11 protein-coding genes and 1 pseudogene are annotated in these 10,836 nt (G+C 63.9%); 4 read left to right on the top strand and 8 right to left on the bottom strand.

The annotated features are described in order from the left end of the window. Positions 1 to 300: 300 nt before the first annotated feature. From RCH07_RS15660 to RCH07_RS15650, 3 genes and pseudogenes are all read left to right on the top strand, one after another. A pseudogene (locus tag RCH07_RS15660) lies at positions 301 to 1,437 on the top strand (dihydroxy-acid dehydratase domain-containing protein); the annotation flags it as partial. Between the two features lie 150 nt (positions 1,438 to 1,587). After that, the gene (locus RCH07_RS15655) at positions 1,588 to 3,135 is read left to right on the top strand and encodes a helicase C-terminal domain-containing protein (RefSeq protein WP_326968408.1); all 1,548 of its coding nucleotides are present in this window, start codon (positions 1,588 to 1,590) and stop codon (positions 3,133 to 3,135) included. Between the two features lie 374 nt (positions 3,136 to 3,509). Further along, positions 3,510 to 3,656 (top strand): hypothetical protein, encoded by a 147-nt coding sequence (locus tag RCH07_RS15650; RefSeq protein WP_442784848.1) that lies wholly within the window; start codon positions 3,510 to 3,512, stop codon positions 3,654 to 3,656. A 46-nt stretch (positions 3,657 to 3,702) separates the two neighbouring features. On the opposite strand, the gene RCH07_RS15645 is transcribed toward RCH07_RS15650, so the two are convergent. Next, positions 3,703 to 4,389, bottom strand: coding sequence for a hypothetical protein (locus tag RCH07_RS15645; protein ID WP_326968407.1), 687 nt, complete (start codon positions 4,387 to 4,389; stop codon positions 3,703 to 3,705). Positions 4,390 to 4,447: 58 nt separating this feature from the next. Between RCH07_RS15645 and RCH07_RS15640 the strand changes: the two genes are divergently transcribed. Next, complete coding sequence (locus tag RCH07_RS15640; RefSeq protein ID WP_326968406.1) at positions 4,448 to 4,627, top strand: hypothetical protein; 180 nt, start codon at positions 4,448 to 4,450, stop codon at positions 4,625 to 4,627. Here RCH07_RS15640 and moaA read toward each other — a convergent pair. From moaA to fdxA, 7 genes are read right to left on the bottom strand one after another with little or no spacing between them, the layout of a single operon-like run. Then, complete coding sequence (gene moaA / locus RCH07_RS15635) at positions 4,612 to 5,742, bottom strand: GTP 3',8-cyclase MoaA (RefSeq protein WP_326968405.1); 1,131 nt, start codon at positions 5,740 to 5,742, stop codon at positions 4,612 to 4,614. The two genes, RCH07_RS15640 and moaA, sit on opposite strands and share 16 nt — an antisense overlap. 60 nt (positions 5,743 to 5,802) lie before the next feature. Further along, positions 5,803 to 6,336 carry a putative Fe-S cluster assembly protein SufT gene (gene sufT / locus RCH07_RS15630; RefSeq protein WP_326968404.1) on the bottom strand — a complete coding sequence of 178 codons (534 nt, stop codon included), beginning with the start codon at positions 6,334 to 6,336 and terminating at the stop codon, positions 5,803 to 5,805. A 24-nt stretch (positions 6,337 to 6,360) separates the two neighbouring features. Further along, entirely contained in the window at positions 6,361 to 6,816 is a 456-nt protein-coding gene (sufU, locus tag RCH07_RS15625; RefSeq protein ID WP_326968403.1) for a Fe-S cluster assembly sulfur transfer protein SufU, read from the bottom strand. Between the two features lie 47 nt (positions 6,817 to 6,863). Next, on the bottom strand, positions 6,864 to 8,162 hold the full coding sequence (sufD, locus tag RCH07_RS15620; RefSeq protein ID WP_326968402.1) for a Fe-S cluster assembly protein SufD: 1,299 nt from the start codon (positions 8,160 to 8,162) through the stop codon (positions 6,864 to 6,866). A gap of 23 nt (positions 8,163 to 8,185) precedes the next feature. After that, entirely contained in the window at positions 8,186 to 8,968 is a 783-nt protein-coding gene (gene sufC, locus RCH07_RS15615; RefSeq protein ID WP_326968401.1) for a Fe-S cluster assembly ATPase SufC, read from the bottom strand. Further along, positions 8,965 to 10,428, bottom strand: coding sequence for a Fe-S cluster assembly protein SufB (gene sufB, locus RCH07_RS15610; protein ID WP_326968400.1), 1,464 nt, complete (start codon positions 10,426 to 10,428; stop codon positions 8,965 to 8,967). Before sufB ends, sufC begins: the two co-directional genes overlap by 4 nt. Before the next feature lie 49 nt (positions 10,429 to 10,477). After that, entirely contained in the window at positions 10,478 to 10,798 is a 321-nt protein-coding gene (fdxA, locus tag RCH07_RS15605) for a ferredoxin (protein WP_326968399.1), read from the bottom strand. Positions 10,799 to 10,836 lie beyond the last annotated feature (38 nt).

Raw genomic sequence — 10,836 nt, 5'->3', positions numbered from 1 at the left:
GGAATAACGGCTTCAACACCCCTATTTTCCCTTGTCAGAGCACCTTTTCGTCTCTTAAACACACCCTTCAGCCCAGCTCTGATGAAAACGCTGGGCTAACAAGGCTCGTGGTTCCTGTTCAGGTTGAATGCGTAGTAACACTCATCCCAGCAGGACCACGAGTCCTCTTCTAGCTACAACACGAACCTATTTCCCCGGGAACCTTGAAGAGCCCTTAACACTGCCCATAACCTCGACGCGTCCCGTTGCCCATAGCGTTCAGAGCGATACGTAGCTTGAAATCAACACCGGAGGAAAAATATGCAACCAGTGGACATCAAGCCCCGCAGCCGGGTGGTTACCGACGGAATCCACGCGGCGTCCGCCCGCGGAATGTTCCGTGCGGTCGGCATGGGGGACGATGACTTCGTCAAGCCCCAGATCGGCGTCGCGAGCTCCTGGAACGAAATCACTCCCTGCAACCTCTCCCTGAACCGGCTGGCCCAGGGCGTCAGGGAAGGCGTCCACGCCGGCGGCGGGTTCCCCATGCAGTTCGGCACCATCTCCGTCTCCGACGGCATCTCGATGGGCCACGAAGGCATGCACTTCTCCCTCGTATCCCGCGAAGTGATCGCCGACTCAGTGGAAACGGTGATGCAAGCCGAGCGGATCGACGGTTCCGTCCTGCTGGCGGGCTGCGATAAGTCCCTGCCCGGCATGCTGATGGCGGCGGCACGGCTGGACCTCGCCAGCGTCTTCCTCTATGCCGGCTCGATCATGCCCGGCCGGGTCAAGCTTGAGGATGGCTCCGAGAAGGAGGTCACCCTGATCGACGTGTTCGAGGCCGTGGGCGCCTGTGCCGCGGGCAAGATGAGTCTCGGGGATCTGGACCGCATCGAAAAGGCCATCTGCCCGGGCGAAGGCGCCTGCGGCGGCATGTACACCGCCAACACCATGGCCTGCATCGGCGAGGCCCTGGGCATGTCCCTGCCGGGCTCTGCCGCTCCGCCTTCGGCAGACCGCCGCCGTGACGTGTTTGCGCGCAAGTCCGGCGAAGCGGTGGTGAACCTGCTCCGCCTCGGCCTCACGGCCCGCAACATCATGACCAAGAAGGCGTTCGAAAATGCCATCGCCGTGACCATGGCCTTCGGCGGTTCCACCAACGCCGTGCTCCACCTCCTAGCCATCGCCCGCGAAGCCGAAGTGGAGCTGACGCTCGAGGACTTCAACCGCATCGGGGACAAGATCCCGCACCTGGGCGACTTGAAGCCGTTCGGCCGCTACGTCATGACGGACGTCGACAAGATCGGCGGCGTTCCGGTCATCATGAAGGCACTGCTCGACGCCGGCCTCCTGCACGGGGACTGCCTCACAGTCACGGGCAAGACCGTTGCCGAGAACCTCGCCGCGATCAACCCGCCAGACCTGGACGGCAAGATCCTCCGCGCCATGGACAACTGCTGATCCCGCAGCCGCCAGAACTGGCCGAGTACATGAAGGGCCTCGCGGACCGGCTGGACTCTCTCTCCGGCTGGGCGGAAAAGGGTGCGGATAACGCCCTGAGCGTCTACAACGACGGCCGCAAAGCCGCGCTGGACCTGCGCGCGCATGGTCGGCATCGAACCCGAATCCGGGACGAAGCTGGACCAGGTTGCCGCTAAGACTCTGAAGGTCTGGGAAGAGAACCGGGACAACGAATACGAAACCAGCTTCCGCTCCGGCGTCCCCTCGGCGAATAAGGGTGCGCTGCAGATCATCTTCTGTGACCTCAGCACGCCCTCCAAGAACACCGGGCCCGACGGCGTACCTGTCTGGATCGCCTACCAGCAGATCAAGGACCATCTCGTGGCCGGCGGCATCCAGGCGGACCAGATCCGGTTCATCCAGGACTCACCCAAGCCCGAGCAGAAAGCCCAGCTCTTCGCCCAATGCCGCACCGGGGAGGTAGCCGTGCTGATCGGCTCCACTGCCATGATGGGAACCGGCACGAACGTCCAGCTCCGGGCCAAAGCGATCCACCACGTCACCTGCCCCTGGCGGCCCGCTGACCTGACCCAGCGCGACGGACGCATCATCCGCCAAGGCAACGCCAACGCCGAAGTCCACAACTTCCAGTACGCCACCGTCGGCAGTTACGACAGCGCCGCCTGGGACGGGATTCAACGCAAGGCCACCATGATCCAGCAAGTCCTCCGCGGACGCCTCGATATCCGTGAGATCGAGGACGTCGGAGACCTGGCCCTCAACGCTGCCCAGATCAAGGCAGCAACCAGCGGTAACCCGCTGGTGATGGAGAAGATCGAGGCCGACGGCGCCCGGACCAAACTCGAACGCCTCAAACGCGCCCACGACAAGGGACAAAGCACCCTCTCCTGGACCAAGGCCGCCGCCGAAACCAGCATCCACAAAGCCGAAAGCAAGCTGCCCGCATTGGAGGCGGCACTGCCGCGCATCACCCCGACAGCAGGGGAGACCTTCACCGCCAGCATCGAGGGTATGAGCTACACCAAACGCCCGGAGGCCGTGGCCGCCATCTCTGAATGGGTCCGTACCCACACACCGGAATACGGAAACTACTACCGCCAAAAACAGGACTACGGCACCGTGGCCATCCTCGGCGGCCACGAGCTGCAGGTCCGCAACGCGGCCGACGATTCCCGGCTCGGCTCCTACCAGGACCTCGCCATCACCCTCAAGGACGTGCCGGCACCACCGCTTGTCTTCACCCGCATGGAGCTGCTGGAAGGAAGCGCCGGCATCATAACCCGGCTGGAGAACAAAGTATCCGGGCTTCCCGAATATGAGGCCCAGCTGCGCCAGACCATCGCCGAAAAACAGGCTGTGCTCTCCGACGTCGAGAGCCAGGCCGGGAAACCGTTCAAATACGAAGGCAAACTCATCACCGCCCGAGCGAAGTGCGCGGAACTGGACGAGAAACTAAAGGCATCCATCGATCCACCCAAACCAGCACCGGAAGCTGGGGCTTCGACGTCGGAGGCGGACGTGGACCCGGCCATTGCACGGCTGCGCAGACTGCAAGCCGCCAGCTTCCCGTCAGCCCCCAAAAACACCCACCCGACACCCACTCACCCGCAGCAGCAAGCATCGTCCGGAACCGCGCCAAGTTACTCGCGGGACGGAGGATTCGAGCGCTAAAGCAGGGCCATGGACGACGCAGTGGAGCCGGGTGTCACGCAACCAGGATGTCCTCTCTGCGGGGGAGGGCCCCGGCTCTTACTGCCGCTCTATTCCGGGGACCAAGGAATGCGGGGGTCGGGACCATTACGCGGAAACGTAGCGCTAAGGCCTTGAGTCGGGCGGGCTTTGTTTCCCAACATGTTTACCCCGGTCGATATGCGCAAACGCATCGCTTTGCCTGATGATCTTCTAAAGTGAGCGGGTTAAAGAACTCTGGCTCGCCGTGCTGCTCTCGCTCGCAGTCGCCGCCAGCATCTTCTTCCGCTTCACCAACACCTTCTTCGGCAGCGGCTATCCCTCCATGGGAGGGCGCGGTATTTGATGCGCCATTGATGGACGATTCCCAGAAGCAACAGAATCCGCCCAGCCTGACGGCAATGTGGACCGCTGTCGACTCGCTGGATCTTTCTCCCCGGTATGAGGCGACCCTGTGGGACTATCCGGACCGTGCCGCCCGCTCCATGGTCAACAGCGCGTAACAGATTTCCCGTGATCGGGCCCGCTGGACCCGTGCATCCTCCCGGGCTAGATCAGACCGGCCGGCGGGCGCACCAGAATGTGTCCGTGGCCGGTGCTAATCCGCAGCCAGCGTGCGGCCTCGTACACTGCGGCGCTTTCGCCGGGTACCCAGAAGCCGACGGCGTAACCTGCGAATGCCGCACCGGCGGGAATCTCTTTGGCAGAGTCCGGAATCGGCCGGCCCCATACGGCCCCGCGGGCATTGTTAACGATCAGTGCGCCCGGGTTCACGGGCAGAATCCCGGCCACCTCACGCACGCCGTCTTTCGCCGTCCTGATCAGCAGGTCGGTCGGCACTTCCGTGACGGGGGTCCACCCGGAGCGCGGCGGGCTGATGCCGGCCCAGGACTCTGTGACATTGACAGGCGGCAGCGGCAGTTCGATGCCGTCGTCCCCCATCCGCGCGAGGCGGTCAGACACTGCGGCCAGGGATACGGTGACGTCCGCATCCGCGGATTCGGCGAGCTTCATGGTCCGCAGGCCCAGTACCATAGGCGTCTGTTCGCCCAGCTGACGGGGCCGCAACAGGCAGACGTAGGCCGCAAGGGTCGTGCCTGCGGACTGGAGCCGGATCGCGCCGTCGTCGGCTGAGCGGGCGCGCGCAACGAAGGCGCGCAGGTCGGCTGCGGTTTGGGCGTCGGTCAGTACCAGCTGCCGGACGGTGGATGGGGTGTGGGCTGTCGAAAGAATCATTGATTAAACCTTAACTGACCTGCACCATGCCGGAGCTGGCGGGCGGGAAGTGGGGACGGTGTTCAGGATCGGGTGGAATGACCGGCGCGGTGCGGAGGTCCGCAAGCGGGTCACCGGAATGTGGCGGACCTTCCACAAGTACCAAGGATCAATCGCCGCCGTTTCGATCGTGGTACGCAAACCCCTCGTGCCGGCGGACGAACTGCAGCGGCTCAGCTGCGCCTACCCGCCAATGTAGGACATCTCGATCTTCGTCTTGCCGGTCGCGCGAAGCTCCCTGGTCTTCGCACTGCGCAACTCCGAATAGCGATCCGTGCGCTCACGCCAAATGTGTGCCATGACGGTCGAGAGCTGTTCGTCCGAGCATCCGCTGCGCATGAGGGCACTCAGGTCATGGCCGTCCGTCGCAAACAGGCATGTGAACAGCTTGCCTTCCGTCGAGACCCGCACCCGCGTGCAGGAATGGCAGAACGACTGGGTGACACTCGAGATCACACCGATCTCGCCGCTCCCATCCCGGTAACGCCATCTGGCGGAGGTCTCGCCGTTGTAGTTCGGAGCGATCTCCTCCAGCGGCAGCTCGGCGTTGATGCGGCTGATGACCTCGGCCGATGGCACCACCTCTCCCATCTTCCAGCCGTTGCTGGTCCCGACATCCATGAACTCGATGAAACGCAGAATGTATGGCGAACCCTTGAAGTGGCGCGCCATCGATACTATGTCCTGATCATTCTGACCGCGCTTCATCACCATGTTGATCTTGATCGGGCCGAGGCCGACCTCATGGGCCACGTCGATGCCGTGCAAGACCTTCGCAACCGGGAAGTTCACGTCGTTCATGGCCTTGAAGGTCGCGTCGTCCAACGAGTCCAGCGAGACGGTCACCCGCTTCAGACCGGCGTCTTTCAGCGACTGTGCCTTGACTGCCAGCGCCGATCCGTTGGTGGTCAGCGCAATGTCGATATCACGGCCGTCCGGCGTCTTCAACGCGGCGAGCATACCCACCAGCTCCTCAAGCCCCTTGCGCAGCAGCGGTTCGCCGCCGGTGAGGCGGATCTTCTCGACTCCGTGTGCCACGGCGATCCTGGCGAGCCGGGTCATCTCCTCGAAGGTCAGCAGCTCGGCACGCTCCATGAACGTGAAGTCCTTGCCGAAGATCTCCTTCGGCATGCAATAAACGCACCGGAAGTTGCACCGATCGGTGACCGAAATACGCAGGTCCCGCAGTTGACGGTTCCGGGTATCAGTGACCGTACCGGTCGGCGGTTCCAGCTCAACCGGGACATCCGACAGGTCACGGAAATAGTGGGGCCTGGGTTCGAGCGCACCGTTGTCCATCACAGCATCACCCATGCTCGCCCGTGAGGTAAGGCTGGACCGGCGGTCGTCCTGTCATGGTCGGGCCTGGCCCGGTCAGAACATTCCGAGTTGGAGCCGGGCGGCATCCGACATCCGGTCCTGGCCCCAGGGTGGGTCCCAGACAAGCTCGATGTCGACGTCACTGACGCCGGGGACCGATTGGACCGCGGCGCGGGCGTCTTCTTTGAGCACGTCGCCCATGCCGCAGCCCGGAGCGGTCATGGACATCTTGATCTCGACCCGGTGGGTGCCATCGGCGAGTGGCTCCGCTTGGCAGACGTAGATCAGCCCCAGATCCACGACATTGATGGGGATTTCCGGGTCGAAGACGTTCTTGAGCTGCGCGATCACCTGATCCAGTTCGAACGGCCCCCCGTCCTCGAACGTTGCTTCTGCGCCAGGGCCGGCCAGTCCGAGCGCGGCGGAGTCCTCGGCACTGATCCGGACGAGGTACCCCATTTCGGTTTGGACGGTGACGCTGCCGCCCAGGGTCTGCGTCACGATGACGTGCTCGCCGCGCTGGAGCAGCATCGGCTGCCCGCCCGGAATCACCGTCGCCTGGCAGTCCTGCCCGAGTTCGATTGTCATGTATCGGCCTGAGTCCATGGTTGTTTACTCCGTCCCGTCCCGGCGGCTGGCGTCTCCGAGGGCGCTGCGCAACGCCTGCCAGGCCAAGGTGGCGCATTTGACCCGCGTCGGGTATTCCCAAACGCCCGAAAGCACTGCCAGCTTGCCGACCCCGGCTGGCGGCGCATCGCCCTCGGATTCGGTGGTGAGCATGGTGTGGACGCGCGTGAACAGAGCGAGGGCCGCCTCTTGCCGCAGACCCTTCACCGCCATGGTCATCAGCGAGGCGGAGGCTTGGGAGATGGCGCATCCGTTGCCCTCGAAGGAAGTGTCGGCGATGGTACCGTCGGCGAGTTGGAGGTAGAGCGTCAGCTGGTCACCACACAGCGGGTTGACGGCCTCGACCGTCCGGGTCGCGCCCTCGAGCTCACGGAAGTTTCGTGGCCTGCGGGCATGATCGATGATCACTTCCTGGTAGAGGCTCGTGATGTCATCACTCACCGCAGCACCCCTTGGCCCGCCCCGGAGTGCACCCTGTGCTACCCCGCTCATGGCTCGACCGGACGGTCGCCCTTCCCGAATCGGCCGGCTACCAGCGCCTCCAGCTGCGCCCGGAGCGGCTCCAACCCGATCCGGTCCACCATCTCGTGCACGAACGCGTAGATGAGCAGACCGCGGGCTGCCTCCAGCGGTATTCCGCGCGCACGCAGGTAGAGCAACGCGTCCTCGTCCAGTTGGCCGACCGCGGCACCGTGCGTGCACTTCACATCGTCGGTGTAGATCTCCAGTCGCGGTCGGGTGTCGACCTCGGCGCGGTCGGAGAGAATCAAGTTCTTGTTCTTCTGGTTCGCATCGGTTCCGTCCGCTCCCGGACGAACCATGATGTACCCGTTGAACACCCCGTGCCCGCGTCCGTCCAGCACGCCCTTGTACAGCTGGTGACTGGTGCAGTTGGTCGCGGCGTGATCCACGAAGATCGTGTTGTCGTGTAGTTGATCACCCTGCGGCAGGTAGACGCCATCGAGGCTGACCTCGGCCCCCACATCTTCAAGAAGCACCCGCACCTCGTGGCGGGCGATGCTGGAGCCGAGCATGACCGAGCGCGAGGAGAAGCGGCTGTTGCGTCCTTGCCGGACGTCCAGCAGCGCCAGATGGAATGCGCTCACCGGCTCGTCCTGGACCTTGTAGTGCTCGATCCGGGCGCCGTCGGCGAGAACGGCCTCGGTGACGGCATTGGTGCAATACACGTCACCGTCGATGCCGGCATAGGTCTCGACGATCGTCGCGCGGCTGCCGGGCCCGGCCAGGATCACCGACCGCGGGCTGGACATCAGCGGGAACTCGCCGGTGTCAGAGAAGAACACGAGCTGGATCGGTTCGTCCACGCATGTGCCGGGTGTGAGGTGGACGAAGGCCCCGTCCTCGGCGAGGACGTCGTTGAACGCGGCGAACGCGTGATGCTCTCCCGGCGCATGCGAGAAGAACGGTTCGAGGCGCTCGGGTCCCGCGGCCAACACCGCGGCGAGGTTCGTCACCTCGACTCCGGGTGGTAGCCCGGTCAACCGCGAGAACTCGGCAGCGAAGTGTCCGTTGACGAAGACCAACCGGGGCCCGCCGAGATCGACCGCTGCTGCGTTGATCATGTCTGCGGATACCCGGCGGCCCGACCCCGGGGTGGCGGCCTCGAAAGGCACGGCCAAGATCGGGTCCAGCCCGGTGTACTTCCAGTCCTCGTCCTTGCGGGTCGGGAAGCCGTGCTCACCCACCCACCCGAAGGCGGCCAGCCGCGCCTCGGCGAGCCAGACGGGATCGCGGCCCTCGCGCCGGGGTTCGAGGCTGGAAAGCACTCCCCCGACAGCCGTCGCCGTGGTCACTGGGTCGCCCCGGACAGCGCCGGACGCCCCGGGTTGTGTTGCTGCCTCAGGCCCGTATAGCCGTGCTCTTCGAGCTCGAGGGCAAGGTCCTTGTCCCCGGAGCGCACGATTCGGCCTGCGGCCATCACATGGACGCGGTCCGGGACGATGTAGTCCAGCAGCCGCTGGTGGTGGGTGATGACCAGCATGGCGCGGCCCTCACTGCGCAGGGCGTTCACGCCGTTCGCGACGACCCGGAGGGCGTCGATGTCAAGGCCCGAGTCGGTCTCGTCCAGGATCGCAAGTTTGGGCTCGAGGATCGCCATCTGCAGGATCTCGTTGCGCTTCTTCTCGCCGCCCGAGAATCCCTCGTTGACCGACCGGCTCATGAAGGTCTGGTCCATCTCGACGAGCTTCATCCGCTCTTGGGCCAGCGCTAGAAAGTCTACTGAATCCAGCTCGTCTTGCCCGCGCTGGCGGCGCAGGGAGTTCAGGGCCGTGCGCATGAAGTACATGTTCCCGACGCCCGGGATCTCGACCGGATGCTGGAAGGCCAGAAACACACCCGCCGCAGCGCGGTCCTCGGGCGAGAGGGCGAGCAGGTCCTGGCCCTCGTAGCGGACACTGCCGGAGACGTCATAGCCCTCGCGGCCGATCAGCACACTGGCCAGCGTGCTCTTACCCGACCCGTTCGGCCCCATGATCGCGTGTACCTCACCCGCGTTCAGCTCAAGATTCACCCCCCGCAAGATCTCGTTGTCCTCGATACTTGCATGCAGTTCCTCGATCTTCAGCATCATCCCACGCTTCCTTCCAGGCTCACGGTTAACAGTTTTTGCGCCTCGACGGCGAACTCCATCGGCAGCATCTTGAATACCTCGCGGCAGAAGCCGTTCACGATCATCGACACCGCCTCCTCTTCCGGAATGCCCCGCTGCCGGCAGTACAGGAGTTGTTCCTCGCCGATCTTGGAGGTGGAGGCCTCGTGTTCAACCTGCCCGGTCGGGTTCTTCACCTCGACGTAGGGGAAGGTGTGCGCGCCGCAGTCCTTGCCGATCAGCAGCGAATCGCACTGGGTGAAGTTCCGGGCACCCGCAGCCGAATGACGGATCCCTACCAGCCCCCGGTAGGTGTTCTGGCCGTGGCCGGCCGAAATCGCCTTCGAGATGATGGTGCTCCTGGTGTTCTTACCGATGTGCACCATCTTGCTGCCGGTATCCGCCTGCTGATGCCGGGCGGTCAGCGCAACCGAGTAGAACTCTCCGACCGAGTTGTCACCCTTCAGGATGACGCCCGGATACTTCCAGGTGATCGCCGAGCCGGTCTCGACCTGAGTCCAGGAAATCTTCGAGTTCCGGCCGGCGGCCAAACCCCGCTTGGTAACGAAGTTGTAGACACCACCGTTTCCATCCGCGTCACCCGGATACCAGTTCTGCACGGTCGAGTACTTGATCTGAGCGTCATCGAGGGCCACGAGTTCGACCACCGCGGCGTGCATCTGGTTCTTGTCGCGCACCGGCGCGGTGCAGCCCTCGAGGTAGCTCACATACGCACCCTCCTCGGCGATGATCAGGGTGCGCTCGAACTGACCGGTATCCGCGGCGTTGATGCGGAAGTAGGTGGACAGCTCCATCGGGCAGTGCACGCCCTTGGGGATGTAGCAGAACGAGCCGTCGGTGAACACCGCCGCGTTCAGGCAGGCGAAGAAGTTGTCCTTGTACGGGACCACCGAGCCGAGGTAACGGCGCACCAGGTCCGGGTGGTTCTGGACAGCCTCGGAGAAGGAGCAGAAGATGACACCGACCTCGGCCAGCTTCTCTTTGAACGTCGTCGCAACCGACACCGAATCGACGATCGCGTCGACCGCCACGCCGCTGAGACGCTCCTGCTCGCCAAGAGAGATCCCGAGTTTGTCGAACATCTCCCGCAGCTCCGGATCGACTTCGTCCATGCTCGCCACTTGCTTCTTCGGTCTGGGATCGGCGTAGTAAATGATGTCCTGGTAGTCGACCGGCCCGTAGGAGACGTGCTGCCAGGTGGGAGCCGTGAGCGTTGCCCAGTGCCGATACGCCTTCAGCCGCCATTCGAGGAGCCAATCCGGCTCGTTCTTCTTGGTCGAGATCAGCCTGATGATGTCCTCGTTGAGCCCCCTGGGGGCGACGTCCGTTTCGAGATCGGTGACGAAGCCGTACTGGTATTCCTGGTTCGCCAGTTCACGGACCTCATCAGAGATACCGGTCGTGGTTGTGGGTGCACTCATCTTCGTCTCCATGTCAGTTGATGTAGGGCGATGTCGGGCAGCGTGTCGATCAGTGCCCCTGCGGGGGCAGGGCGGCCACGAGCGGGTGGTCCCTGTGCGTGTTGCCGATCTTGGCGGCCCCGCCGGGTGAGCCCAGCTCATCGAAGAACTCGACATTCGCCTTGTAATACTCCGCCCACTCCTCCGGGGTGTCATCCTCGTAGTAGATGGCTTCGACCGGGCAGACCGGTTCGCAGGCACCGCAGTCCACGCACTCGTCGGGGTGAATGTAGAGCGAACGCTCACCTTCGTAGATGCAGTCGACCGGGCATTCTTCGATACATGCCTTGTCCTTGATATCCACGCACGGCTGCGCGATAACGTACGTCACGGTGTGGCTCCTTCTCGTACGGTCGGTGCCCGACCGTC

It is taken from the genome of Arthrobacter sp. CG_A4, from assembly GCF_035985125.1.
Classification (GTDB): domain Bacteria; phylum Actinomycetota; class Actinomycetes; order Actinomycetales; family Micrococcaceae; genus Arthrobacter.
Note: the sequence above shows the minus strand (reverse complement) of the source record. Positions and strands in the feature narration are given on the sequence as shown.

Coding starts and splice junctions, on each gene's coding strand:
- RCH07_RS15655 (WP_326968408.1), top strand. CDS start 1,588: ATGGTCGGCATCGAACCCGAATCCGGGACGAAGCTGGACCAGGTTGCC.
- RCH07_RS15650 (WP_442784848.1), top strand. CDS start 3,510: ATGGACGATTCCCAGAAGCAACAGAATCCGCCCAGCCTGACGGCAATG.
- RCH07_RS15645 (WP_326968407.1), bottom strand. CDS start 4,389: ATGATTCTTTCGACAGCCCACACCCCATCCACCGTCCGGCAGCTGGTA.
- moaA (WP_326968405.1), bottom strand. CDS start 5,742: ATGGGTGATGCTGTGATGGACAACGGTGCGCTCGAACCCAGGCCCCAC.
- sufT (WP_326968404.1), bottom strand. CDS start 6,336: ATGACAATCGAACTCGGGCAGGACTGCCAGGCGACGGTGATTCCGGGC.
- sufC (WP_326968401.1), bottom strand. CDS start 8,968: ATGATGCTGAAGATCGAGGAACTGCATGCAAGTATCGAGGACAACGAG.
- sufB (WP_326968400.1), bottom strand. CDS start 10,428: ATGAGTGCACCCACAACCACGACCGGTATCTCTGATGAGGTCCGTGAA.